Source organism: Nitrospira sp. (assembly GCA_037045225.1).
Taxonomy (GTDB): Bacteria; Nitrospirota; Nitrospiria; order Nitrospirales; family Nitrospiraceae; genus Nitrospira_A.
This window is the reverse complement of the sequence record JBAOHZ010000009.1, coordinates 3,167,494-3,192,921: the sequence shown is the minus strand read 5'-3', so window position 1 is coordinate 3,192,921 and position 25,428 is coordinate 3,167,494. Positions and strand designations below refer to the sequence as shown.

Genomic DNA, 25,428 nt, shown 5'->3' with positions numbered 1-25,428 from the left:
TCCTGCCTACTCGACGAGATCCAGCTTGATGCGTAGCTCCTTCAACTGATCGGCGCTTACGCTAGAAGGCGCCTCAGTCAGCGGGCATTGCGCGCGTTGCGTCTTGGGGAAGGCGATGACATCGCGAATCGAATCGGCGCCGCCTAGGAGCATGATCAGCCGGTCGAGCCCGAATGCGATCCCCCCGTGCGGAGGGGCACCATACTCCAGCGCTTCGAGCAGGAACCCGAACTTGGCCTGCGCCTGTTCCTTGCCGATCCCCAAGAGATCGAGAATCCGAAATTGGATATCGCTCCGATGATTACGAATGCTGCCGCCGCCGATTTCACTTCCATTCAGCACCATATCGTAGGCCTTGGCCCGCGCCTTCAACGGCTCTGTGTCGAGGAACGGCAGGTCTTCATCCATCGGTGCGGCAAAGGGATTGTGCATGAAGATATAGCGTTTTTCTTCCGGCGAGTAGTCCAGCAGCGGAAACTCCGTCACCCACAAGGGCTTCCAGGCGGTCTTGTCGATGAGATTTAATTCCTCGCCGAGCAACAAACGAATGCGGCCGAGGACATCGTGCACGATGGCGGGCTTGTCCGCGCCGAAGAGTACCAAATCACCCGGCTTCGCCTCCGGCAAGGCTGCCGCAAAAGCCTTCGCATCGAGGAATTTGGCAATCACCGATTCCAACTGCCCGTCCGCAGTCACCTTCAACCAGGCCAACCCCTTGGCGCCGAAGCTTTTCGCCGTTTCACCGAGTGCGTCGATACGACTGCGCGCAATGGAGGCTCCACCGGACACAATCAGCGCCTTCACGAGTCCGCCTTTGGTCGCCGCGTCTTTGAACACTTTGAATTCGCTCTTCGCCGCAAATGCCGTGACATCGTGCAGGGGCATACCGAAGCGAAGGTCCGGCTTATCCGACCCGTAACGCCCCATCGCGTCGGCATAGGTCATCCGCGGAAACGGCGTCGGTAATTGCACCCCGCCGGCATCCTTAAAGACAGAGACGATCATCCGCTCCATGAGCGACATGACCTGTTCACGATCCACGAACGACAGTTCGAGATCGATCTGGGTAAATTCTGGTTGGCGGTCGTTGCGAAGATCTTCGTCGCGGAAGCAGCGGGCGATCTGGTAATAGCGATCGACTCCGCTCACCATCAATACCTGCTTGAACAACTGCGGCGACTGGGGCAGCGCATAGAACATCCCCGGATTCACGCGGCTGGGCACCAGATAATCACGAGCGCCTTCCGGGGTACTCTTGGTCAACACGGGCGTTTCCACTTCTAGAAACTGCTCCGCATTCAAGAACGCCCGTACCGCCTGCATGATCCCGTGACGTAATCCCAACAACCGCTGCATCCTTGGTCGCCGGAGATCCAGATAGCGATACTTCAATCGAAGGGACTCGGTGATCTCAATGTCGTCCTCGATCATGAACGGCGGCGTCTTGGCTTCATTGAGAATCTCGACGGCATCCACGAACACTTCGATCTCACCGGTAGGGAGGTTCGGATTCTTGGACTCATCCGGCCTGGCCATCACCTGGCCGGTCACCGATACGACGCATTCGCTCCGCAGCGTATGCGCCGCCTGATGAACCGCCGCATTCCGCTCAGCGTTGAACACCACTTGCGTCAAACCGGTTCGATCACGCAGATCGATGAATAGCACCATGCCGTGATCTCGACGACGTTGCACCCATCCGTTCAACACCACCTGCTGGCCGACTTGCGCCCTGGTCAATTCCCCGCACCGATGGGTCCTGATCTTCATGCTCTTCTCCGCGTTGAGGGCCGCGATTTTCCGGCTGGGCCTCGTGGTCCCGGGCGCGAAGCCGATGATCCGCCGCGCCGTTTCTGTTGAAAGTTCTGGCCGGGACCTGAGCGCCGATCCGTCATACCACGACCGGGGCCTTGAGGTTTCGCGCCGGATCGAAGCCGCTGAAACCCTCCTCCAGACTGAGGACGCTGCGGTTTTTGATCAGGCCCGGTAGGACGCGAGCCAGCGCCACGGTCAGTCCCCTGCGGAATCGGACCGGCCTGAGATCGCTGAAAACTCACCCCTTTGGCGGGACGACGAAACTTCGCACCGGGGCTCATTGGACGCCGCGTGGTCCCACGACCAGAACGTGGCGGTTTCGCACCGGCTAGAGACCGCTGGGACCGTGGGCCCCGTTCGGAACGTTGAGCTTTTGGTCCGCGCCCTGAACGTTCTGGCTTGGGCGGGCGAGGTGGAGCCGGCGCCGTCGGCGGCATCCAGCGAGTCGGCTTTCCCGACGCATCCAGTTCCGGCCGTTCAGCTCTGGCCACCCGATCTTCGACCAGCCCCCGCAACCGATTCGCCTCGCGGTCGGTCAAGAATCGATATTCTCGCGGCGCTAAGTCACCCAAGAGCAAGGGCCCCATGCGAACGCGCACGAGCTTGATGACCGAATGGCCCACGGCCTCGACCATCCGCTTCACCTGATGTTTCCGGCCCTCATGGATCGTGACCTCAAGCCAAGAATTGCTCTCCGCCTTGCTGACCTTATTCACCTTTGCCGGTGCAGTGAAGCCGTCTTCCAATTTGACGCCTCGTTCAAGGGCCTCGATCTTCGCATCGTCGAGCACGCCCTTGACCTTGATCAAATAGGTTTTCGGAACATGGTAGCGAGGATGGAGCAGCGCCTGAGCCAAATCCCCATGATTCGTAAGCAGCATGAGCCCTTCACTGTCGAAATCCAGGCGGCCGACCGGAAATACACGCACAGTGACTCCGTGCAGAAGATCCTTGACCGTGGGGCGGCCTTCAGGATCGTCCAGCGTGGACATGACATTCTTGGGCTTATTCAGGATCAAATAGACATACGGCTGCGCAGCCCGCAGATGTTTCCCATCGACTTTGACATGGTCGCGAGCCGGATCAACTTTGGTGCCGAGTTCCTTCACCACAGTGCCGTTGATCGTCACACGGCCGGACGTGATTAATTCTTCAGCCTTGCGGCGCGAGGCGAGGCCCGTCCCGGCGATGAGTTTTTGGAGTCTGACTTCCATGCAAACTTTCTGTGAAGCGTCTCTCGTCATTCGAAGAATCAGATTGGATTCATATCCATCGCATGACGCGTGACGAGCAGCGATTCACGACTGCGTTATTCCCACTCGATCGTGGAAGGCGGCTTGGAACTGATGTCGTAGACGACGCGATTCACACCCTTCACTTCGTTGATGATCCGGCTCGACATCTTCCCGAGCACATCATTCGGGATTTTGGCCCAGTCGGCGGTCATACCATCAAGGCTCGTGACCGCACGGATGGCAATGACATATTCATATGTCCGTTGGTCACCCATGACACCGACCGTCCTGATCGGCAGCAGAACGGCGAAGGCCTGCCAAATTTCGCGATACAGATCGGCGGCTCGAATTTCCTGATCGACGATCGTTTCCGCCCCGCGCAGAATCGCCAGCCGTTCCTTGGTCACGGCCCCGAGCACCCGGATCGCCAAGCCGGGACCGGGAAACGGTTGCCGCCAGATAATCTCATCCGGCAAGCCAAGCTCCTGGCCCAAGACCCGCACTTCGTCCTTGAATAGTTCGCGCAGGGGCTCCACCAGCTTCAATTTCATTCTGGTCGGCAATCCCCCGACATTGTGATGTGTTTTGATCGTCGCCGAGGGGCCCTTGAAGCTGACGCTTTCGATGACATCGGGATATAACGTGCCTTGCACGAGATATTTGATGCCTTTCAATTTTTTGGACTCGACCTCGAAATTCTTGATGAACAAGCGCCCGATAATCTTTCGCTTCCGCTCGGGGTCGGTCACGCTCTTCAAGCCGGCAAGAAATTGACTGGTGCGATCCAGAATTCGCATGTTCAGATGCATCTGCGACGAAAAGGTTTTTTCCACCTGGTCACGCTCGCCGGCGCGCAACACGCCGTTGTCGACAAAAATACACGTCAGCTGATCGCCGACCGCACGGTGCGTCAAGGCCGCCGCCACAGAGGAATCCACCCCGCCGCTCAAGGCGCAGATCACCCGTTCCGTCCCGACTTGTTGCCTGATCTGCTCCACGGCTGTTTCGACATAGGAGCGCATGGTCCAGGTCGGCTTACAGTCGCAAATATCGTAGACGAAGTTCTTGAGGATCGTGGCGCCCTCAGTGGTGTGCGCGACCTCCGGGTGAAATTGAAGGCAATAGATACGTTGCTTCGCGTCATGTCGCTTCATCGCCGCAATGGGAGAATTGTCCGTGTGTGCGATGGAGCGAAATCCCGGCGGCATTCGTTCGATCCGATCCCCGTGCGACATCCACACCACGGTCGAGCCACGCGTTCCGATTCCCTTAAACAGATCCGACCGGTCATCGAGGGCGAGGTCAGCCCGGCCGAACTCGCGGTGCGGGGCCTTCTCTACTTCACCCCCCTGGAGATGCGTCACCAACTGCATTCCATAGCAGATCCCGAGAATAGGAATGCCCTGTTCGAAGAGTTGCTTGGAGACGGAAGGGGCCTTCTTGTCGTACACGCTCGACGGTCCGCCGGATAACACGATGCCTTTGGGCCGATAGGCCAGCACCGTCGCGAGCGGCACGGTGCACGGCAAGATCTGCGAGTAGACCTGCGCTTCACGGATACGCCGTGCGATCAGCTGTGTGTATTGGGACCCGAAATCAAGGACAAGAATTCTATCGTGCCAGAGTTCCATAGGATCGTATCTCGTGAGGCGTGAATCGTCGTGTGTGAGAGGATCTGAACTGCGAGATACGCTTCACGTGGAACGCTTCACGCGGGGTTATTCCCAATCAGTTCGATAGTTGGGAGCTTCTTTGGTGATGATGACGTCGTGCACATGTCCCTCGCGGAGACCGGCCACGGTCTGGCGGATGAACGTCGCCTTTTGCTGCAAATCAGGGATGGTCTTGCACCCACAGTAGCCCATGCCCGACTTCACGCCGCCCACCATCTGGTAGATATGGGGAGCCAGCAAGCCTTTGTAGGGCACCCGTCCCTCAATCCCTTCGGGGACCAACTTCGGTGTCGGTCGTCCTCCCTGGCCGTATCGATCACCGCCACCGCGTTCCATGGCTCCAATTGAACCCATGCCCCGGTATACTTTGTAGGTGCGTGCCTGGAACAAAACGGTCTCACCCGGAGCCTCTTCCGTGCCTGCCAGCAGGCTACCCAGCATAACCACTGAGGCACCGGCGGCTAGGGCCTTAGTAATATCCCCAGAGTACTTGATCCCGCCGTCGGCAATGACCGACACATCAGACCCGGCCAACGCTCTGGCGCAGTCGGCGATCGCAGTCAACTGCGGCATCCCGGCGCCGGACACCATGCGTGTCGTGCAAATCGAACCGGGACCTACCCCCACTTTCACCGCATCCACACCGGCCTTCACCAAATCCTTGGCCGCCTGAGCCGTCGCGATATTGCCGGCAATGATGTCCAGCTGGGGGTGCGCTTTTCTCACCATTTTGACCGTGTCCAGCACGGCCTGCGAATGCCCATGCGCCGTATCCACAACCACCACGTCCACGCCGGCCTTCACCAGCAACGCCACCCGGTCCGCGGTATCGGGCCCCACGCCCAACGCCGCCCCGACCCGTAAACGACCGTGAGCATCTTTGCAGGCATTGGGATACTTGATCCGTTTCTCGATATCCTTAATCGTAATCAGCCCTTTGAGTTCAAACTGCTTATTAACGACCGGCAATTTTTCAATTCGATGCTCGTGCAGGATCTCACGGGCTTTTTCGAGACTGGTTCCCTCCGGAGCGGTAATGAGTTTGTCACGCTTCATCACCTGCGACACCTTCAGGTCCATTCGCGTCTCAAACCGCAAGTCGCGATTCGTCAGAATCCCGACCAGCTTGCCTGCCTTGGTCACAGGGATACCGGAAATCCGGTACCGGGCCATGAGATCGTACGCATCACGAATCGTCTGATCCGGCGAGATCGTAATGGGATCCAGGATCATCCCGCTCTCAGATTTCTTCACCCGATCGATTTCAGCCGCCTGATCGGTGGGAGAGAGCACACGGTGCACAATGCCGATGCCACCCTCCTGCGCCATGGCAATGGCCAACCGCGCTTCGGTCACGGTGTCCATGGCGGCACTGACGATAGGAATATTCAGAAGAATGTTTCGAGACAAGCGAGTCCGGGTGTCGACCTCGCTGGGGAGGACCTGTGATTTAGCCGGTACCAAGACGACGTCGTCATAGGTGAGTCCGAGCCGAATCTCCTTCTCTAACATCAGTCGCCACCCTCTCCCGGGCTGTTCGCCCGTTGCCCTTACACTCTCGTAGTTTTATCGACCTGCCCTAACTCTGCGGCCGCATCTGCCTCTTCCTGCAACCGCTCGCTGCCTTCATCCGCCGGCATAAACTGCTGTACCCGGGTGTTTCCGCTATCAACGGCGAACACACTTCCCCGGGAATCCACCCCAATGCCGTAGGGGAAGTTGAATTGCCCGTCACCACCGCCGAACCCACCCCACTGAGCGATGAAGTTGCCTTCACGGTCGAACTTCTCGACGCGATGGTTGCCGGTATCCGTGACGTACACGTCTCCCTGACCATCGACCGTAATCCCCCAAGGAGAACGCAATTGTCCGGCTTCTTGGGCCAACGGGCTGCTGGCGTGGCCGGCCTCTGAGCTGCCACCCCATTTGGTGAGCAACTGCGGCAAGACGTTGGTGCTGGTGTCGAACTTCTGGACGCGGTGATTGCCCATATCGACGACGTACACCGTGCCGTCGGCCTGGTCTACGGCGATCCCTCGAGGGAAGTAGAATTGCCCGTCGGCGTTGCCGAAACTGCCCCACGACATAATGAACTCTCCGCCCATATCGAACTTCTGCACTCTGAAGTTGGCGCTGTCGACGACATAGATGTACCCGCGAACCCGATCGATCGCGATACCCCATGGGGCATTGAACTGGCCTTCGCCGTTCCCGCGCGATCCGAACTTCATAATGTACCCACCCAACTTCCCGTCGAACTTCTGGACGCGGTGATTGTTGGTATCCACCACGTAGACGTCGCCTTTGGCGTCGCAGGCGATGCCGGTGGGGTTGTGAAAATTGGAATTGGCGGCGCCGAAATTTCCCCAGAGAATGATGAAATTCCCGGTGCGATCGAACTTCTGAATGCGGTTATTGCCGTTATCCACGACGAAGATGGCCCCTTGCTGATCGATGGCCAGTCCATAGATCGGCGCCATGAATTCGCCGCCGTGCAACAGAGAGGCGCCACGACCCGGCTTTCCCCACTTCGACACACAGAGATAGCCGGAGGTGTTGACAAGAATTGTTGCGCTCGCGGGTGTCGAGATATTGTTCCCGAGGTCTTTGAACCAGACGATGACGGTTTTCTGCCCATCGCCCGGGGAAAGAATGAACGGAATCGTCGCGCCGAACTTGATGGCCGCCGGAACCTCGACCCACCCCGGCGTTCCCGCCATCGGCGTCATCGGATTCTCTGAAATGTAATAGGCCGCCACGCCGGTATCGAGATCGGTGGCGGAAATCGTAACCACAATTTCGGGCGAATTCGTCATGAACGCGCCATGGTTGATGACCGCATACGGCGTTTGTGGAGCCGTGATGTCGATCAGCACTGGCGTCGCGGACACTTCGTCCGACAATCCACTTTCCGTTCCATCTTCATAGACCGCCGTCAACGCGTAGTAGTAGGCCTGATCGTTGGTCAATCCGGAATGATTGTAGGGGCTGGTCACGCCCTCGATCTTGGTGCCGCTCTCCGGCGTCAGATTCGACGAGGTATGGAAGTAGAGGTTGTAGGACGCCGCGCCCGGCACGTCCATCCAGCTTAAGAATGTTTCGGTATCTCCGGGCTTGATCGCCAAATTGCGGGGAATCGGATACTCGCTGACGACTTGCGCCCGCTCGCGCTCCGCCTTCCCGCGATTCAGCTCTTCATCGGTTGGAATGTACTTGATCACCCGGTGATTGCCGCTATCGACCACATACACCGCCCCTTCCTTATCCACGGCCACGCCGGAGGGAAAATTCAGCTGGCCTTCGGTCTTGCCGCGATTTCCCCATGCGCATAGGAAGGTGCCGTTACCGTCGAATTTTTGAATGCGGTGGTTCCCCTGATCGACGACGTACACATTACCCAGCGCATCACAGGTCACACCCCAGGGTGCTTTGAACTGGCCGGGACCGCTTCCTTCGCGTCCCCACTTAGTCAAAAAGCTCCCGCGGGTGTCGAACTTCTGAATGCGGTTGTTCCCCTCATCGGCGACGTACGTATTCCCAACGAAGTCCACAGCCACACCGCGCGGGAAGAAGAACGCGCCGTCGAAACTGCCGTCCCGTCCCCATTTCAGCAATGGCGTCCCGTCTCCCTTAAACTTTTGAATCCGGGCGTTGTTGGTATCGGTGACGTAGATGTTGCCGTCCTGGTCGGTCGTCACGCCCCAGGGCGCGTCGAACTTATTCATGTCGGCACCACGCCAGGCGAAACCGAACTTGCCCCAGGCCTTCATGGGATTGCCCTCGGTATCAAGACGTTGCACGCGATTATTGCCGGTATCCGCGACATACACCTGGCCGTCCGCATTCGTAGTCAGGCCGCGTGGATAATAGAAACCGCCTTCCGCACTGCCGGCTTCGCCCCCCCAACGACCGAGGGATTTTCCGTCTTTGTCGAACTTTTGGATGGAGTGATTGTCGGTATCGGCGACATAGATATTGCCGTCCTTATCCACCGCAATGCCGGTCGGCGAGCTAAATTCACCCTCATCCACGCCCTCCTGGCCGATAATCTTCGCAATCAGGTAGGGCGCCGGGATCGCCATGACTTCCTGGGATTCCGGACTTTCCCCCTTCTGCGTCACCACAGTCACGACATAGTGATAACACGTGCCGTTCGCCAAATCGTCGTGCACGAACGGCGACTGTGCCCCTTCGACACACGTCCCTTTTTCCTTGGTTACCCCGATGACGGTCTTAAAATCGTCTGCGCTGGCGATAGGACGGGTGAGCTCGGAGAACTTGATCTGCACGCCCTTGGTGGTCATGAAATACAAGTTGTAATACATGGCATCCGGCACGGCGTCCCAGGCAATCATCACCCGGCCATTTCCGGCTGTGGCGGCCACGCCCGTCGGTGCAGGAGGCAAATCTTCCTCCTCAGCAACGGAGTCCCCGGCGCCCCACTCACTCTGACTTCCTTCCGCCGTGAGATACCGCCGGTCAAACCGAAACATTTCGTCGAGCAGCCAAGCCTTGATCATGGTGTTCCTCGTGGTACGAGATTGGTGAAGATTGGCGGATGTTTCAATAACTTAGATCGGGCAGTCTAACAAAGCGAAAAGAAGGGAGTCAAGGCAAGGGCCAGACGACCTGGCGCGGCCAGCGAGGCTCTTCCATTTACCCATCGGCCGTGACGGCTCGGCACCGATGTCGACAAAAAGGGGGCGTGCCCTGATGAACAGCGGGTAGGCGTCCATCCCCCCAAAGCTGGATGGACGCATTTCTTTCGAATGTCATAGGCTCTGCACTCTCGACGTCGAAAACCAATGCGCGTCGCCTGGTCGGATAAATTAATCGGAGGTGTACCATGAGGCCAACACGATTTGTGCTCGCAACCCTCGCCGCGAGTTTACTCCTGACTCCCAGCGTGCACGCAATCGAGTCCTCCCCGGTGGAAATGTGGGAATGCCCAGGCCCGGAAGGCACCATCCTCTACACCAATAAGGAACGGCCCGATTGCCAGCCCAAAGCGCTCAAAGAGCTCTCTATCGTACCTTCGCTGTCGGATATGCCACTAAGCGGCTCCAGCGGAAGTTCGAGCTACCAACCCGCCCCGCGCGGGAAAGATTTTTCCTACGACACGCCGATCGGCGCGTTACGCAATCTGTCGCAGATCCCTGAATCGGGACGTGACTGGTATGCAGGCAACACCGCCGGCGGATCGGTGCAGGGGGAAGTCTGCAGCATGTATATGGAATGGATTCACTTGAATCAGAACAGCCGCGGCGGATTCTTCTTCGGAACCGATCCTTCGTACGGCGGTAATCCAACGACCCGAAACTGGTACGGACCAAGTTATTCGTTCTACGACAATGCCCGGTACGTCACCCTGTCACGAATCTTCGGCGCGGGATTTATTCCGATCGGGTGCCACTAGGCAATCGACGTCACGAGACACGTTCAGGAGCGCCACACACAAAAGGCCTTCGGGAGCACCTGACTCATGAGGTGATCTCGAAGGCCTTTGTGCGTATGAGAAGAGGACCCTTGATGGGTTGATATCTGGGGGAGGATTCGGTCGGCTCGCTCCCGCAGAGATTCGAGGCGACCGTTACGACTCGTCTAACAGCTCGGCGACCACGAGCTCGCCCTCGCTCCCATTCTCCGCCTCCACAACCACTCCCTCAGGCACCTGCGCCGCGTCATCGCCTGACTCCGGCAGAGCCACAGGCTCCGCCCTACCTTCACGGAAGCCCTCATCGGAAGATGCCGTATCTTGCGGCACTGATGCCCCATCCACGACCACCATATCCTCAATCGGCAACATCGCCTGTTCGGATTCGCCCAATTCTTTGAACTCACGGAGCGGAGGCAGCTGGGAAAGATCCCGCAGACCAAAATGTTCGAGAAAGAATTTCGTCGTCCCGTACATGATCGGTCGTCCCGGCTCTTCTTTCCGGCCAACGATCCGCACGAGTTTTCGTTCCAGTAACGTCCGGATCACCCCCGAGGTTTCGACGCCCCGAATCTGCTCAACTTCCGCGCGAACGATCGGCTGCTTATAGGCGATGATCGCCAAGGACTCCACGGCCGAGCGTGAAAGTTTCGAAGGAGCCTTGACCTTCTCCAACCGTTTGAGCCATGGGGCAAACTCGGCCTTGGTGACGAGCCGATACCCGCCGGCCACTTCTGCCAGCTGCAACCCACGGCCCTCTTGTTCATAGTCCCGAGCGAGGCTGGCCAGCGCGTCATCAACGTCCTGCTTCGTCACGGCGCCAAGCAGGGCCTGGAATCGAGTGACCGGGATCGGCTCGGCCGTCACAAAGAGCAGGGCCTCCAGAATGCCCTTCAGCGCTCGCTGATCGGAGAGCGCAGGGTCGACCGCCGGCCCTGACAGATCGGCCACCTGGCCGTCGACGGCCTGAGGCTCTGCCCCGGACATCTCGCACGACGCAGATGGCGCATCAGCCGGTTCCGCCATCTCGATGGGCTCTTCGATGGCATCCTCCACGCTGGAACTCATAGGTTCTTCCATTCCGACTCCTCCACTAGTTCCCCTTCTGCAACCGCCGAAAAGGCCCGCGAGACAAGAATCGCCCCAAAGGTCTCGCTTTGAAACACACGCACGACCCTGATTCGAATCAGTTCGAGCAACGCCAGAAACGTGACAATCACCACGAGGCGGTGGCTCGACTCCTCAAACAGCGCCGTAAAGGGCATGGATTCATGCACTTCCAGCGCTTCGATAATGGCACTCATACGGGTGCGAACCGTGAGATTGTCCGGGATAATTTCAACGAGTCGTTTACCAGGATGCCGAGACAAGACCCCCTGCAGCGCATCCACCAGGTCGAAGAGCGAGATATCATCGAGCAGACTTTCGTCTTTCGTGACGTGCACAGGCGGACCGGGGTCGCGCGAAAAGACATCCCGCCACATGCGCTCTTTATAGTCCAGCTGCGAAGCCGCCTCTTTGAACTGCTTGTATTCCAGCAGTCGACGGACGAGTTCTTCGCGCGGGTCGGGGCCGTCTTCCTCATCCACGGCGACCTCGTCCACCGGCAACAACATTCGTGACTTGATGTGCAGCAACGTTGCCGCCATCACGAGAAATTCACCGGCCACGGCCAGGTTCAATTCCTTCATCACCGACAGATAGTCCAAATACTGCTGAGCGATCAGCGCAATCGGAATATCATAGATGTTAATTTCGTTTTTCTTGATGAGGTGCAAGAGGAGATCGAGAGGCCCTTCGAAATTCTCGATCTTGACTTGGTAAGGCAGTTCCGGTTGGTCCATCAGGTACGAGGTGCTCCCTTGGCCAAAGTTTCAATCTTATACCAATTTATGGGGGAACCGGGCAAGACTAAAACTATATGTTGTGGGTTCGGCCGGGGCTACTTGGCCCTGAACACATAGACCAACAGCCCCAAGGCCACCGCCAACAAGGCTATCGTCACCGCCTGAGGGAAGGGCCCCGAAGACGGGCCAGCATGCCCTGGTACGGTCACACTCACGCGGGCGGTTCTGGTCAAGAGCGGTGGGCGAGCAAAGCTGGCTTGATCGAGGTCATCGGACTGCTTAAATACGGCATCAGAGAAGTCAGCCTGAGACCCGAATCGCGCAGAGGCGAAGGTGGCCTGACGATCGAAGATAGAGAACAGGAAAAATGCTTCCCGATCGAACTGCGACGAAGAAAAGTCACACTTCGCCCGACAATGCGCGCCGGAAAATCCTGTGCCCTGACGAAACACCGTCTGTGAAAAATTCGCATCCTGCTCAAACACCACCTCAAGGAATTCAGTCAACCCCTGAAAGCGAGCCCCACGGAAAATCGCCGGACCGGAAAACATGGACCGATGGAATCGAGCGTGCGGACCGAAACGCGTATCCGAAAACATGGCGCCCTGGGTGAACCGTTCCTGAACGAAATAACTCTCCTGCCGGAAGGTTGCATTCGATCCATCCACCAGACCCAGAAATACCGTGCGCGACAGATCCACGAGTCCGACAAACTCCGTGTGCGCCAGCACCACCGGTCCTGTGATCAGCAGAAAGCCACGCTTGAGACGATTGACGATCCGTCCCTTCACACGTGAGTGCTTGATCACGAACGGCCCGCGAATGACATGCACCTCCTCGTCGCTCAGTCCCTCAAGCACTCGACGATCCTCGGGTGCTAGGTCGCCCACCGCACTCACCTTCTGGGTCGGCAACTCATCGAGTACCAGATCGCCGTCAACGACAACCCCCGCTAAGTCCAGCCCCTTCCCTGCCGCCAGCGCCCGCAGCAGATCACCCGCAGGCACGGCACGCGCCTCTCGCTCGGCTTCCGTGCACGTGGAAGCCAGGTGCAGCGTGAACGTCGCCGTCGAGTTGGTCCCGCCCGTCTCCACCGTACATGCTGCGTGCAGCATCCCAGGGAGCAGAATAATGCCCCACAGCGTCGCGATGAAGGCCCCGATGGGGAATCGACATGGTCCAGCAGGTCGCGTCAATAATTTCATAACTCTCCGAACAAACCGTCTGGCACATACACGCGCGAACACTTTACACCCCCGATACCTTTGCTACACTCCCTCTCATATGCCGGCGACCACGCCCCAGGGTATCACCCGCACCATCCATCGCAGCTTGTGCCTCTTGTGCGCCTGCATCCTGGCTGGGCTCACAGAGGGTCGGAGAGCCACCGCGGAATCCGTGGTTGAAGTCCCCATGTTGGCGGCCATTCAGAGCAACAACCGCGGAGCGTTTGAGCTACTCCTCTTCCGTTGGGATCACCAACCGACCCCCACCCCCATGGCTCTTCAATGGCAAGGCGGCAATATCAGTCCAGGGGAGGCCAATCTGGGATCCATGGCTCTCGCCTTTGAATACGCCGTAGCACACACCCCATCAGTCGATCATACCGGCACGGTCAAAGTGATCGGCATCGCCTATGCCGCCACTGGCACAGAGGGCCCCAGTGCCGGCGGGGTTATGACGGTCGGATTTGCCGCATTGTTAAAGGGAGAGCAGATCCGGCGGGGCATCGCCATGACCGGCACCATCAGCAAGGACGGCACCATCGGCTGGGTCGGGGAAATTCCGGACAAAATTCGTGCGGCGGCACGCGAAGGCTGCCGTACCATTCTGATTCCGGAGGGACAGCGCGATGATCCCCGCTGGAATCTCACCCGGCTCGCGTGGGAACTCAACGTCGACGTGAAGGAGATCCGCACTGTTGGGGAAGCCTACCACCTCATGACCGGAGGCACGCTCGACTAGCCCCCCACGCCGGTCACGCCGCCAACGATTACTCCTCAGCCCCCAGCCCCGCCAGAATCTCCCGATACTCTACTTCCGTCAGTCGATGCATTCCGAGACTGAGCCGTCTAGTCAACTCGGCTTGCTCCTCGATACCCAATACGCGCTGGAGCAGGGCCTGACAGTCGGGCGCATGGCCCTGCCAGCGCCGCAACGGAGTGACCCGCACGAAGCCATACCGGGCTTCCGTCCGCACCTCATCCTTGAGCAATTCGTCCAGCGCTTGAAACGGCTGGACCGTCGAGGTCATCGCAAACTCCGCGCGAATGCCTTCCTTGAGCACGTACACCAGCCCATGGGACTCTGGCGTCAAAAACTTCTGGAGATTATCGCGAATCAAAGTCGTACAGAGCCCCCAGATCCCGGCACCCAGCTGCAGCTCGGCACTTTCCTGGGAGGTCCGCTCACGAAGAGCTCCGGCGATAAACAGAAAATGACTCATAAGAGATCAGTTAGGATCAGCGTGATTGCCAGAGCGCGCGACCGGTAGGACACCACCTCAACGGAACTGCGGATTCTCTCCGAAGAGGACCCCATGCATGCCGACACACAGGACCCCATGTGGACGGTTCAGCGAAGCGTTCACTGGCCAGGCAACACGCGGCACGGAGAGGCATTAACCGAGCACAACCCGGCACGCCATAACGCCAACGTGGGCTAATTGTTGCGATACTCGTCTGCGTCGTCGAGGAGATCTTCCGACTTTTCCAGATAGTCCACGTCGTCATCTTCACCATCGAGTCCGAGCTCTTCTTCGATTTCTTCCTCGATCTCTTCCGACACGTCATCCAAGTCTTCCGCCAACTCCTCTTCGTCATCAAGCTCCAGCGGTTGCGGCTCCACCTTCGCCACCTTGCTGACCTCCGGCACGTGCGGCTTCGCAGGTGTCGATTCAGGAACAACAGCCGAGGGCTCGACCGGGGCTTTGATCTTGGGAGACGCAGGCTTAGACTTGGGTGTTGGCTTCGCCGCAGGCTTGACGGCTTTCAGCGCTGGCTTCACCGCTTTGGAAACGGACTTGGTCTTGGGCAGAGGTTTCTTCTTTGCTGCAGCCGGCTTTGAGGCCACTTTTCTTGCAGGCTTGGCGGCTTTCTTGGCGGCAGGTTTCGCCTTCACCGCCTTCTTCGCCTTCACAGACTGCTTGGCTTTTGCGGCCGGCTTAACTTTCACCGCCGCCTTCTTGGCTTTCACGGCTTCCTTGGGCTTCGTCGCTTTTTTCGCCGCGACTTTTTTGGGCCGCGAGGCTTTAGCAACAACGCTTTTCTTCTTCACAATTTTCTTCGCCATTCCACGTCCTCCTCTCAAGTCTTCAGCATGGCACGTCGGTGGTAAAGCGGCCTCCATCTAGCATGAACAACCAGGTTCTTGCAACCATCCTGCGCGCGCAACAACCTGTATCAGATTACAACGCAGTCGCGCCCCTTCAGGCGTTCACATTCGTAATGACGACGCCTCCCTGGCCCATCCAGCACGATACGGCCCTTGTCAGGCCCCAGCCCAAGCGGACATATCCCGAGAGGCCGACTGAATCCTTCCGTCGGGAACCTGTCTCTATGTATAATGAAGGTATATTTATTCACCGGAACGACGACGCTATGAGCTGGCGACTGTGTCTCTTCGTGATGGTAGTAAGCACCTTGATGGCCTGGCCGACGGCTGCGACGCCACCGGCAGCGCAAGTCCTGATGGACAGCGGATCACCCTATTATGTGCCCGCCGCCGTGACCGTCACCGCCGGAGGAGCCATTCGCTGGGAAAATCCCACGCCCACCCATCATACCGTGACCCACGATGCGTGTTTTGACGAGAGCGGGCGCTGTGCCTTTGATTCTGGAGCCGTTGAGCCTGGGGGAACCTATACGATCCCCAGTCTGCCGCCTGGCCGATATCCCTACCAGTGCCGCATCCACCCCATTATGCGCGGCATGATCATCGTAACGGAGTCGCCGTTGCTTCCCTCACAGACATAGCCACTCATCCTCATCAAGGTTCTTGCAGGCCGGCGCCACGCTCGTGTAGGCTGCGGCTTTTCACGCCAGGATCTAACGAGATGAAAGCTGCCGCAGCCATCCAAGAGCCCCTCACCCTGAGCGGCGACACCCTCAACCTGCTCGCCTGGCGTATTCCTGACCTCGTCGCCTACCAGCACACCTTCGACGAATGGTGGCTGGCTCCGCTCGATGACGATTTTCCGCTCGTCCGACTCAATGCAGTCGGCATTGAAATGCTTACATCGATGAACGGCCACATTACGGTGGGCGCACTCGTCGAGAAATACGGCAATAAAATCTGCGGCCCGGACGGCCAACCGGGGTCCTGGCATCTGGCTCGGTGGTCCACGCCTAACTATTCGCTATGCTACTTCGGCACGGAGCCGCCCGGCGGCCATCGCCACAAGGCCAAATGGGACTTGCTCCTGCAACAAATCCGGGAAGGCTGGTCAGGCCAACAGGAATTTGAAGGCGAGGAGCATCTTGAGGACTTCCACGTTCACGAGCTGAAGGAAAGCGACCTGGAGGATGGACACTTCGATCTGATCGAGACTACCGTCTCCCACCTCTTCCGTGAACCATGCGAGGCCCTGGGCGGCACGACTTATGGCCGCCTGCTCATGCGCCAACTCCGCCGGCTTGGCTGGTTCAAACCCAAGCCCAAAGTCATTGTCGAGATCGGCGGAGGGCTTGGTTATGTCGCCCGCGAATTAGGACAGGAATTGCTGCCGTTCGAGAAACAAGGGATCCACTACATTTCGCTGGACGTCACCCGCCCATTCTTGCAACTCCAGACCAAACGCGCGAAAACAGGCGGCTGGACCGGCATCGGCACCCATGCCAACGGTGAGTGCCTGCCCTTTCGAGACAACTCGGTCGACCTCATCATCGACAATGAAAATATGGCCGACATGACGCCGGTGAAGCTCAGCCGCAAGGAGCTCACGGAGGGCAAAGGCGAGACGGCACAACATCAAGAAGCGTTAGATTGGATCAGGCGGCTGCGGTTGCCGCTGGAGAGCGAATTACCGGAAGAAGTGATCTTCAATCTGGGACCGATGCGGTTCGTGGCTGAAGTCTGGCGGGTGCTCAAGCCGGGTGGTCGGGCGTTTCTTACGGAGTTTGGCGTGGAAGAAGGGTGGCCTGCCGCCGTCAAACTTCCGCACCACACGGAATACGAGGTGCAGTATAGCCACCTGCGACAAGCGGTACGTTGGCTTGGCTTTCAGGAGCGCTATCTGTCGCTCCCGCAATTTCTACAGCTTAAGCCCGACACGAAAGTCCTCTGTACCGGCGCGGCCTATACCATCCAGCGGTTTTGTCAGGGGCTGGGCCAACACTTTTCTGTGCGGGCTTACACGGAAAGTGAGCTCACCAAAACTCTGGGCGACATCCTGCCCAAACTCCAGGGGTGTCATTACCACGATATCGCCGACCCGGCCTGGTTCGGCCTAATCGACTTCAAGGTACTGCTGCTCGAAAAGCCAGGCGGGATCCCCCAACCGACCTTCACCGAACAAAAGAGCGGCCTCCGCTGGTATTCGCAGCGATAAGCTTCGGGCGACGCCTTGCTCTTCAGTGCGATAGGTTGTTCAGGTGTGATCGCGACCCGACGCCAGAGAACATCGTGCTTCGCTGTGCCGTCAACCGACCGAACACCAAGATTGCCACTGACCTGCAATCGCTCCAAGAATGAGGCGGAATACCTGCGTTACGATTCAGGATCTACCGGCCACCGGCAAGATGTATCAGCACCCCCTCCCGCAAGCCCAGATCGCTCACGAGCACGTTCGACATTGCCAATGTCTCCATCACCGTACCTAGTATCACCGCGCCGGCAGCAATGACGTCTTCCCGGCCGCGTTCAAGCCCTGGCAAGCCTTCCCGTTGAGACTTGGTGCGGCCAAGTAACTGTTGCTCCAACTCTCTCACCGTATCCCGCGTTAACGTGTAATTGTGAATCCTTGCCGGTTCATAAACAGGCAACTGCTGAGCCATAGCGGCCAGGGCGGTGATCGTCCCCGCGGTGCCGATGAATGTGAGCCCCGGCGATCGTGGCATCTCGGCTATGGCGGCGCTGGTTTCTCGTCGTACCCAGTCTCGCGCGTCGGACACCTCTCCCGTAGTCGGCGGATCGCTGCGTAACATCCGTTCGCTCAAACGCACCACACCGATATTGATTGATCGCACAACAGGTGGCTGCCCCGACCTATCCAAAATGAACTCCGTGCTCCCTCCCCCGATATCCAGCGCCAGCAGATCGGTCACACCAGGCGGCAGGCCCGAACGGATACCAAGCATGGTTCGACGGGCTTCCTCCTCGCCGGAAATAATCTCCACCTGAAACCCGGCCTCTCGCCGCACCAGGTCCAGGAACTCTTCACGATTCACAGCGTCGCGCACCGCACTCGTCGCTACGGCTGTTACGGCTTGAACATGATAACCATCGATCACTTGGTGCCATTCCTTCAGTGTCGCCACCACCCGCTGCATAGCAGCAGGACGCAACACGCGGTCTCGATCTACTCCTTCACCGAGCCGAAGGATACGCCGATCGGATCGGAGCTCTCGCAACTCTCCGGTCGAAGTCAGTTCTGCAATGAGCAACCGACAGGTGAGCGTCCCAATATCAATTCCGGCGAAAATTCGTGGAGGTGGAGATGGAGTCGTCTTGCGAGTCATCGACTGCGCCTCATTGCCCTTCGACGGTGATGTCATTCATTTCCAGCAGCAACTTAGTTCGTTCATCCTGCAACGTCCGCACCTGTTGCAACATGCGGACAATCTCGGAATCGGACAGAATGCGGTCTGCCGATTCACCCCGATCGTGCAACGCAATCGTGCGCTCCCCGATGTCACCGTGCAAATCATCCAGCTGCTGATCCACCTTTCGCAATTCCAGGCGATAGCGCAGCAGTTCGCCCTCTTCCAAGGCGCGCGTAGCAGCTTTGGCCGTGCCGTGCCGCAATGTCACCCAGCCCGCCCGCAAATCGTGACTCAACCGCTGCAACATTCCCATTGATTACCCCTTTACCTCATGCCTAGCCGGCGCAGGCTCCACACCTAACTCACATCTCCCAACGCCAACTTACCTCGCCAACGTCGAAGCACGGCGGCCTTGAACGACTGGTGTTGTGCCCATGTCAGGCCTGGATCCTGCTCCAACAATGTGATGGCTTCCTGCCTGGCCTGTTCCAGCAAGGGTGCATCGCGCACCAGATTCGCAGCCCGAAACTCCGGCATCCCCCACTGGCGCAGTCCCAGAAATTCACCGGGGCCTCTGATGCGGAGGTCTTCTTCAGCGATGACAAATCCGTCGTTCGAGTTCACCAGCGCCGCCAGCCGCTGCTGAGCATTAGAGCCATTCGGCTCAGGGCCACCATCACGACCGACCCGCGTCCGCGACCCTCGCGCAAGATATGTGGCCATCAACAAGCAAAGGGATTGATGCGCGCCACGACCGACTCGTCCTCGCAATTGATGCAACTGGGCCAACCCGAATCGCTCGGCATGCTCGATCACCATGACGGTCGCATTCGGCACATCCACGCCGACCTCAATCACCGTGGTGGCCACGAGGACCTGAATCGTGCCGGCCTTGAACGCCGCCATGGTGGACTCTTTTTCCGCCGACGAAAGCCGGCCATGCAGCACCCCCACCCGCGCCTGGGGAAAGACCTCTCGCTGCAGGTGATCCGCGCCCTGGATGGCTGCCTTGAGATCGACCTTCTCAGACTCCTCGACCAGCGGATAGACGATATATACCTGACGTCCGGCCTTCAACTCATCTCCCATCAATTGCCAGGTCTTGTGTCGTTGTCCCTCGGTGTAGAGCAGGGTCCGCACCGGTTTGCGGCCCGGCGGCAACATATCGATCACCGATACATCCAAATCTCCATAGACCGTCATGGCCAAGGTTCGCGGAATCGGCGTCGCGGTCATCACGAGCACATCCGGCCGATACCCTTTCTCCAACAGTGTCTTTCGCTGCAGGACGCCAAACTTATGCTGCTCATCGACAATCACCAATCCAAGCTGGGCAAACTGGACCTTTTTCTGAATCAATGCATGAGTCCCGATCGCAACCTGCGCGGTGCCTGACGCCAACTGCTGTAGCGTCTCGTTTCGCTCCTTTGCCTTGCCGCCACTAGTCAACAGCACCGCCTTGAACCCCACGGCCTCTAACAAGGGGGCGAGATTCCGGTAATGCTGCTCGGCCAGAATTTCGGTAGGGACCATCAGCGCGGTTTGGTAGCCCGATCCACACGCCATCACTAGGGCATGCAGCGCCACGACAGTCTTCCCAGACCCGACATCACCTTGCACCAAACGATTCATCGGCCGCGAGCTGACCATATCAGCTTGAATCTCGCGGAATACGCGCTCCTGCGCAGGAGTCAGCATAAAGGGAAGGATCTTCGACAACTGCGACAACTGTGGGACATGCGGATTGAACCGACATAATTTCTGCTCTTCCTTTGTCTCCCGTTGACGAAGCAGCAGAGCCATCTGTAGTACGAACAGCTCTTCAAAGACCAATCGGCGATGGGCTGGTGTCGCGCCCCGGTCGAGCGCGGAGAGGTCTGTGTTCGGCAGGGGAAAATGCACCTGCTGAATCGCCTCGCCGATTGGCGGCAGCCGGTGACGCGCCCGCACAGACAGGGGCAATACTTCCTCCATCTCAGCCCCGTACTCCGCAAGTAACCCCAGCATCAAGACCCGCATCTGGCGCGACGTCCACCCCTTCGTCTCGTGATAGATCGGAACGATGCGCCCGATATGAACCAGCTCATCCTCGGTGCCACTCAGCACTTCGAATTGGGTCGCTTCCAACCGCAGATCTGTCCATCCGCGGCGGCCGGCGACCACTCGCCCGGCCATCATGACCCGCACGCCTTCTTTCAACACATCTTCCAAGTACGGTTGATTAAAGAACACCGCATGCACGGTCCCTGTTGCGTCCCGGACCGCCACATCGAGAATCGACAACCGGCGGAACCGTGCACGTGTCAACTCCGCCTGAGTAATCACCCCGCAGACGCTCCGGATGCCTCCTGGGACAAGTTCGGCCATCGGCGTGATGACGGATCGATCGTCGTACCGCCAGGGTAGCGCCCACAGAGCCTCTTCGACGGTGTGCACGCCCAAACGTTCCAGCAGGAGCGTTCGCTTGGGGCCAACCCCCTTGGCATACTGAATCGGCAGATCCCACAGGGGTCGCGCAGGACCGGATTGAACGAAGGGAGGCGTCGGGCGGCTCTCCATCTGAACACTCTCTGGCTGACTCGTCGCTCGTGCCTCTCGCTGTAGGCGACTGAGCAAGAGCAGTGCTTTTGTGAGCCGCTCTTGCTGTTCAGCAGGCGTGAGCCCGGCATGGAAATCGATAAACAGATTGCGGAGCGAGAGCAGTTCGGTTTCAAGCGCTCGAGGATACACTCGCTCCCCGAGCGTGCCGATCACCTGCTCCGACACGAACCGGTCAAGATTCCTGACCGTCGAGAGATGGGCATAGGCATCCCGACAAGCAAATTCTATCGGTCTGGTTACACGATACAGAAACGCTTGGAACGGATCGTGTGGGTCAGAAGAATCCGACGGTGGCATTCTGGAGCGGGATCGTACCACAGGCATCAAGACGGCTCAACGAGAGGCCCCCACTGACTCGGGACTCAGTCGGACCGGCGTCCGGATGCTTTTGCGACTTTCCTTTGCCCCCTCATGACCCGGTGTTAGAGTCAACTTGCCGAGGATTCATGGAAGGACACCTATGTATCGACGCAATATCAAACATATTCTTGGACCGTTGGCTGTATTGATCGGCATCTTTATTTTCTATCAAACCTGGCTGAAGCCACACTATTTCCACGAGACACCGACTCCCCCCCCGCAGGTCATCGTTGAGGAGGTCAGCCCGGCGTCGACCGCTCCTGTGGGACCGTCGCAGGAACGCTCTGCTCCAGAGGTGAAACGGTCAAGGACTATCGACCCCGTCAGCATTCCAGTTCGGAGACATTCCGAGTTGCTCGGAGCCATTCATGACGAACTGGAAAAGCACAATGTCGCCCTGGCAGAGACCAAACTCGAGGAACTCCCCTCCTCAATCCTGACGGAATCCGCTACGAAGCGTCACGTGGCCATTCTCTGGAATAACCTGGGGATCCTCAAAGAAACAACGGGCGGGACTGAAGTCTCCGTGAAAGCGTTTAAGAAGGCGGTCGCGCTCGACCCCCAGAATTCGATTGCTCACCTTAACCTTGCTCACGCCTACTGGGGTCTACGCGACCCCGCGCTCACGGAGGAGTTCCTCCGGAAGATCGTGGCGCTGTCTCCGGACGAGCCGTTCCCGCACGTCGCCTTGGCAGACCTGCTCCAGGAAAAGGATCACCTCCCCGAAGCCGACAAACATCTGGCACAGGCCAAAGAGCGGATCAAAAAAGACCCCGGCCTTCAGTCCTACCTGAAAACGGTGACAGCGAAAGTCCATCGCGCCGAGAAGGTGGAAGAGAAGTTCTCAACCCGCAGCAGCCTCCACTTTACAGTTAAATACGACGGCGCCGAGGACCCGGACACCTGGACGACCGTGCTGGATATCCTTGAAGAGGCCTATCGGGATATCGGACAGAAATTCACTTTTTTCCCTTCAAAACCTATTATGGTCGTTCTACACACTAAGAATCAGTTTCAAAACGCCACGGGGAGCCCGGGTTGGGCTGATGGTCTCTTTGATCCCGTCCTCGGACGGATTCAAATCCCCACCCAAGGAGCAACCACGGATCGGGCCTGGTTAACGCGAGTATTGCGTCACGAATTCGTCCATGCGCTGATTCACGAAGAATTGGGAGCCACCGGAGGGACCATTCCCACCTGGCTCAACGAAGGTCTCGCAATGCAGCTGGCCGGTGATCCCTGGCAAGACGTCACAAGCGTCACGCCCAGCGATCACAGCCTCGTTCCTTTATCTGCACTGGAAGGTGGCTGGGAGAATCTACCCGCAGAAAAGGTCGCGGTCGCCTACATGGAAGCCAATGCGGCCACACACTATCTGATTGAACGGTTCGGCATGCACAAGGTGCACGAAGTCCTCGTCCACCTCAAAGCCCGACAAACAATTGCCGCCGCGATGCAGGAGAGACTCATGCTCTCTTACGACCATTTCCAGCAACAATGGGCCGACAGTTTAGGAGCCACACTGGTCCAGCCGAAATCCTAAGCGTTATCGCGTCTTCGTCTGATACGTATAATGACTAGGCATCGAGACGGGGTTCCAGGATGGAATAGCCTGAGGATACGCACGGGTCTCCGGCTCGGTAACCGGCTCCTCAATCCGATCGAGTTGCTCGAACGAATCCTCCCACAGCAATGTGCCTGACGTACGATCGTACGTCCGCACAACCAAATCAAAAATATGTCCGATGGGGTCATTGACCGGTTTGATGGACAGGCTGTTGAAGGACACACCAGCCACTCGTGCCCGCTTTCGCATCCCAGGCGCAAACTGATCCTGCCAAACCAGTCCTCCCGTAATCGGATTCACCGCTCGGACGGAGAAGAAGGTCTGCACGGGCTTGGCCGTGGAGGCCGATGCTTGAACCACCGACGGATGGCTCGGAATGATAGTGGCGCGGACCCTCATCCTCCCACCTTCTCCCTGTTTGAGCAGATTTAGCTGCCCTTCCCAAAGAAACCGCCCGGACTCCGCGTCATACACTCTCAGCATGAAGGCTGATTTCCCTTTCGCGTCGGCACCAATGCCTCCGGCAAAAATGCGTCCTTTATTTTCATCATGTTCAGCGGCGCCCTCTTCCTTGACGCTCACATCGAACGAATCCTCCGACAGGATGGCACCTGTCGGCGCATCGTAGGTCCGCACCGTAATCATAGAGGATCCAGCCGCCTGAAACCCAAACCCGGCTGCCAATACCTGCGCGTGATCCGCCGGCGCTTGGGCCACGACCTTACCGATAAATCCAGGGTTCAGAACAGTGTCCGGAGCGATATACGAGGGAGCAGCTGAGGAGAAGCTGGGGACCGACAGGAGCGCAACAGCCGAGCACAGCATCAGCCCTAACCTTGGCACTGCCGCGCGAGAATGGGACGCTCGCAAGCATCGGCCTGGTTTCGTTTCGACCACCCAGTCCGCAACGATTTTTCTGAATGTTTGTAGAGCCACATGCGCCTCCCCGGTGAGAGGCGGATTCTGACTCGAAAGCCTGCATGTGGTAAATCACTCGCCGGCCTGGGCTTGCCCCTCGAAGGGTGGGGACAGGGAAGACGGCTCAAAGAAGACCGCCCTCGCAGAAGCTTGCAGTCCGTTACAGCACGCTCATGTGAAGAACCTACAAGTCAGAATGGCACGAGGCCAGAGTAACTTGCGATAGGCTGGCGCGGCGGCTATAGTGCCGCTATGAAAGCATCTCGCCCGGTCATTGTTTTGCTCATCGTTCTAGTCGTGCTGGAAGGTCTTCTCCTTGAGGCAGGATCGGCCGCCTCACTAGCCACGATCCGGGACGGCATCTTATTGGGCTTTCTGTTCGGAGTTCCGACACTCCTGGTGGCGGGGCTTCTTGTGCTCCGTCAACACTGGATCGTGATGGCAGCGGTGATGTACAGCACCATCGCCCTGGCACTCGACCTTGCCACGATTGTCCAGGAAGCGAGTCACGATTCCCCCCGCCCCCTTATCCTGGCGCTGACACTTGGCAGTAGCCTCCTTAACTTCCTCATCATGATCTTCGGAGGCCGCTGTGCGTTATCCTTACGGTCAGACGAGCCCTCTCCAACAGCACCTCATCCCGATCTTCAGTCCCGGTCTTCATCCTCATCGACCTGATATTCACAGACCCTGCGGCTCAAAACCACTCGGCTGCTTCCCGCCGTGAGTAGATATTTCCCTGTTCCGTAAACAACACCCTACTCACCGCACACTGACTCGGCTCTTTGGTATAGAGTGACCTTCCAGATCGTGAAGCAATACAGCCCGAACAATCAATCGTCTGCCGTAAAGGCAGTGCGGATGACACGTTTCGACAGAGCACGTGAGTCTCCTCCAAGGAATGACTATGAAGCGCATCGAAACACCACACCACGTCGTCCTGTCTCGGAAGCGCCTCATTGCTGAATGTGAGCGGAAGAGAAGAGCAACACCTCCGCCCCTGTGTGTCGTGGCGAACTCTTTTGCCGCCTCGAGTACCACCGCATGATCACAGCCAGTGGCCGTTAGTTTGCGGGAGCGAGCAAGAACGGCCATGGCAAATGCTCACGGCCATCCGCCAAAGTCCAGCCATGCTCCGGCTTGCTCCGCATCAAGCTGTGCAACGACTCCATCCGCCACATCTCAGAACAGAATGTCCAGGCCTCGCTGGCTCGACTAAAGCGTCTTGGCAAGCCTCGGAGGACACTAGCTGCACGCCTCCGTGGCAGTAAAGAGCT

At 58.2% G+C, this 25,428-nt stretch carries 20 protein-coding genes; 6 read left to right on the top strand and 14 right to left on the bottom strand.

From position 1 onward, the window contains the following. Positions 1–6 precede the first annotated feature (6 nt). The 5 genes from aspS to V9G17_15885 form a co-directional block, all read right to left on the bottom strand. Positions 7–1,770 carry an aspartate--tRNA ligase gene (gene aspS, locus V9G17_15905; GenBank protein ID MEI2754082.1) on the bottom strand — a complete coding sequence of 588 codons (1,764 nt, stop codon included), beginning with the start codon at positions 1,768–1,770 and terminating at the stop codon, positions 7–9. Beyond that, a complete protein-coding gene (locus V9G17_15900) occupies positions 1,767–3,029 on the bottom strand; it encodes a pseudouridine synthase (GenBank protein ID MEI2754081.1) in 1,263 nt (420 codons plus the stop codon). Before V9G17_15900 ends, aspS begins: the two co-directional genes overlap by 4 nt. 95 nt (positions 3,030–3,124) lie before the next feature. Beyond that, entirely contained in the window at positions 3,125–4,681 is a 1,557-nt protein-coding gene (guaA, locus tag V9G17_15895) for a glutamine-hydrolyzing GMP synthase (protein MEI2754080.1), read from the bottom strand. 87 nt (positions 4,682–4,768) lie between these two features. After that, positions 4,769–6,235 carry an IMP dehydrogenase gene (gene guaB, locus V9G17_15890; protein ID MEI2754079.1) on the bottom strand — a complete coding sequence of 489 codons (1,467 nt, stop codon included), beginning with the start codon at positions 6,233–6,235 and terminating at the stop codon, positions 4,769–4,771. Between the two features lie 38 nt (positions 6,236–6,273). Continuing rightward, entirely contained in the window at positions 6,274–9,243 is a 2,970-nt protein-coding gene (locus V9G17_15885) for an SMP-30/gluconolactonase/LRE family protein (GenBank protein ID MEI2754078.1), read from the bottom strand. A 326-nt stretch (positions 9,244–9,569) separates the two neighbouring features. Between V9G17_15885 and V9G17_15880 the strand changes: the two genes are divergently transcribed. After that, a complete protein-coding gene (locus V9G17_15880) occupies positions 9,570–10,139 on the top strand; it encodes a hypothetical protein (protein ID MEI2754077.1) in 570 nt (189 codons plus the stop codon). A 174-nt stretch (positions 10,140–10,313) separates the two neighbouring features. Here the strand turns inward: V9G17_15880 and scpB are convergent, their stop codons facing one another. From scpB to V9G17_15865, 3 genes are all read right to left on the bottom strand, one after another. After that, a complete protein-coding gene (gene scpB, locus V9G17_15875) occupies positions 10,314–11,237 on the bottom strand; it encodes an SMC-Scp complex subunit ScpB (protein ID MEI2754076.1) in 924 nt (307 codons plus the stop codon). After that, on the bottom strand, positions 11,222–12,001 hold the full coding sequence (locus V9G17_15870; GenBank protein ID MEI2754075.1) for a segregation/condensation protein A: 780 nt from the start codon (positions 11,999–12,001) through the stop codon (positions 11,222–11,224). Before V9G17_15870 ends, scpB begins: the two co-directional genes overlap by 16 nt. Before the next feature lie 98 nt (positions 12,002–12,099). After that, the gene (locus tag V9G17_15865; GenBank protein MEI2754074.1) at positions 12,100–13,209 is read right to left on the bottom strand and encodes a pentapeptide repeat-containing protein; all 1,110 of its coding nucleotides are present in this window, start codon (positions 13,207–13,209) and stop codon (positions 12,100–12,102) included. Between the two features lie 193 nt (positions 13,210–13,402). On the opposite strand from V9G17_15865, the gene V9G17_15860 reads away from it, so the two are divergent. After that, positions 13,403–13,969 carry a S16 family serine protease gene (locus V9G17_15860; protein MEI2754073.1) on the top strand — a complete coding sequence of 189 codons (567 nt, stop codon included), beginning with the start codon at positions 13,403–13,405 and terminating at the stop codon, positions 13,967–13,969. A gap of 28 nt (positions 13,970–13,997) precedes the next feature. On the opposite strand, the gene V9G17_15855 is transcribed toward V9G17_15860, so the two are convergent. Then, positions 13,998–14,450, bottom strand: coding sequence for a hypothetical protein (locus tag V9G17_15855; GenBank protein ID MEI2754072.1), 453 nt, complete (start codon positions 14,448–14,450; stop codon positions 13,998–14,000). Between the two features lie 215 nt (positions 14,451–14,665). Continuing rightward, positions 14,666–15,295 (bottom strand): hypothetical protein, encoded by a 630-nt coding sequence (locus V9G17_15850; GenBank protein MEI2754071.1) that lies wholly within the window; start codon positions 15,293–15,295, stop codon positions 14,666–14,668. 308 nt (positions 15,296–15,603) lie between these two features. Between V9G17_15850 and V9G17_15845 the strand changes: the two genes are divergently transcribed. Further along, positions 15,604–15,978 (top strand): cupredoxin domain-containing protein, encoded by a 375-nt coding sequence (locus V9G17_15845; GenBank protein MEI2754070.1) that lies wholly within the window; start codon positions 15,604–15,606, stop codon positions 15,976–15,978. Positions 15,979–16,058: 80 nt separating this feature from the next. Next, complete coding sequence (locus V9G17_15840) at positions 16,059–17,552, top strand: hypothetical protein (GenBank protein ID MEI2754069.1); 1,494 nt, start codon at positions 16,059–16,061, stop codon at positions 17,550–17,552. Between the two features lie 172 nt (positions 17,553–17,724). Here the strand turns inward: V9G17_15840 and V9G17_15835 are convergent, their stop codons facing one another. From V9G17_15835 to recG, 3 genes are read right to left on the bottom strand one after another with little or no spacing between them, the layout of a single operon-like run. Beyond that, positions 17,725–18,681, bottom strand: a complete 957-nt coding sequence (locus V9G17_15835) for a Ppx/GppA phosphatase family protein (GenBank protein MEI2754068.1) — start codon at positions 18,679–18,681, stop codon at positions 17,725–17,727. A gap of 10 nt (positions 18,682–18,691) precedes the next feature. After that, positions 18,692–19,018, bottom strand: coding sequence for a hypothetical protein (locus V9G17_15830; protein ID MEI2754067.1), 327 nt, complete (start codon positions 19,016–19,018; stop codon positions 18,692–18,694). 44 nt (positions 19,019–19,062) lie between these two features. Beyond that, the gene (recG, locus tag V9G17_15825) at positions 19,063–21,603 is read right to left on the bottom strand and encodes an ATP-dependent DNA helicase RecG (protein ID MEI2754066.1); all 2,541 of its coding nucleotides are present in this window, start codon (positions 21,601–21,603) and stop codon (positions 19,063–19,065) included. 163 nt (positions 21,604–21,766) lie between these two features. Here recG and V9G17_15820 point away from each other — a divergent pair, with 163 nt between their 5' ends. Then, positions 21,767–23,209, top strand: coding sequence for a hypothetical protein (locus V9G17_15820; protein ID MEI2754065.1), 1,443 nt, complete (start codon positions 21,767–21,769; stop codon positions 23,207–23,209). 3 nt (positions 23,210–23,212) lie between these two features. Here V9G17_15820 and V9G17_15815 read toward each other — a convergent pair whose 3' ends face one another. Then, the gene (locus V9G17_15815) at positions 23,213–24,058 is read right to left on the bottom strand and encodes a hypothetical protein (protein MEI2754064.1); all 846 of its coding nucleotides are present in this window, start codon (positions 24,056–24,058) and stop codon (positions 23,213–23,215) included. Between the two features lie 345 nt (positions 24,059–24,403). Here V9G17_15815 and V9G17_15810 point away from each other — a divergent pair, with 345 nt between their 5' ends. Beyond that, complete coding sequence (locus tag V9G17_15810; protein MEI2754063.1) at positions 24,404–24,829, top strand: hypothetical protein; 426 nt, start codon at positions 24,404–24,406, stop codon at positions 24,827–24,829. The last annotated feature ends 599 nt before the right edge of the window (positions 24,830–25,428 follow it).

Bases quoted from the DNA above. Each gene is read 5' to 3' on its own strand.
- V9G17_15870 (MEI2754075.1), bottom strand. From the start codon at position 12,001: ATGGACCAACCGGAACTGCCTTACCAAGTCAAGATCGAGAATTTCGAA.
- V9G17_15850 (MEI2754071.1), bottom strand. From the start codon at position 15,295: ATGGCGAAGAAAATTGTGAAGAAGAAAAGCGTTGTTGCTAAAGCCTCG.
- V9G17_15865 (MEI2754074.1), bottom strand. From the start codon at position 13,209: ATGAAATTATTGACGCGACCTGCTGGACCATGTCGATTCCCCATCGGG.
- recG (MEI2754066.1), bottom strand. From the start codon at position 21,603: ATGCCACCGTCGGATTCTTCTGACCCACACGATCCGTTCCAAGCGTTT.
- V9G17_15880 (MEI2754077.1), top strand. From the start codon at position 9,570: ATGAGGCCAACACGATTTGTGCTCGCAACCCTCGCCGCGAGTTTACTC.
- V9G17_15835 (MEI2754068.1), bottom strand. From the start codon at position 18,681: ATGACTCGCAAGACGACTCCATCTCCACCTCCACGAATTTTCGCCGGA.
- V9G17_15840 (MEI2754069.1), top strand. From the start codon at position 16,059: ATGAAAGCTGCCGCAGCCATCCAAGAGCCCCTCACCCTGAGCGGCGAC.
- aspS (MEI2754082.1), bottom strand. From the start codon at position 1,770: ATGAAGATCAGGACCCATCGGTGCGGGGAATTGACCAGGGCGCAAGTC.
- V9G17_15845 (MEI2754070.1), top strand. From the start codon at position 15,604: ATGAGCTGGCGACTGTGTCTCTTCGTGATGGTAGTAAGCACCTTGATG.
- guaA (MEI2754080.1), bottom strand. From the start codon at position 4,681: ATGGAACTCTGGCACGATAGAATTCTTGTCCTTGATTTCGGGTCCCAA.
- guaB (MEI2754079.1), bottom strand. From the start codon at position 6,235: ATGTTAGAGAAGGAGATTCGGCTCGGACTCACCTATGACGACGTCGTC.
- V9G17_15885 (MEI2754078.1), bottom strand. From the start codon at position 9,243: ATGATCAAGGCTTGGCTGCTCGACGAAATGTTTCGGTTTGACCGGCGG.
- V9G17_15810 (MEI2754063.1), top strand. From the start codon at position 24,404: ATGAAAGCATCTCGCCCGGTCATTGTTTTGCTCATCGTTCTAGTCGTG.
- V9G17_15830 (MEI2754067.1), bottom strand. From the start codon at position 19,018: ATGGGAATGTTGCAGCGGTTGAGTCACGATTTGCGGGCGGGCTGGGTG.
- V9G17_15900 (MEI2754081.1), bottom strand. From the start codon at position 3,029: ATGGAAGTCAGACTCCAAAAACTCATCGCCGGGACGGGCCTCGCCTCG.
- V9G17_15855 (MEI2754072.1), bottom strand. From the start codon at position 14,450: ATGAGTCATTTTCTGTTTATCGCCGGAGCTCTTCGTGAGCGGACCTCC.
- scpB (MEI2754076.1), bottom strand. From the start codon at position 11,237: ATGGAAGAACCTATGAGTTCCAGCGTGGAGGATGCCATCGAAGAGCCC.
- V9G17_15815 (MEI2754064.1), bottom strand. From the start codon at position 24,058: ATGCTGTGCTCGGCTGTTGCGCTCCTGTCGGTCCCCAGCTTCTCCTCA.
- V9G17_15820 (MEI2754065.1), top strand. From the start codon at position 21,767: ATGTATCGACGCAATATCAAACATATTCTTGGACCGTTGGCTGTATTG.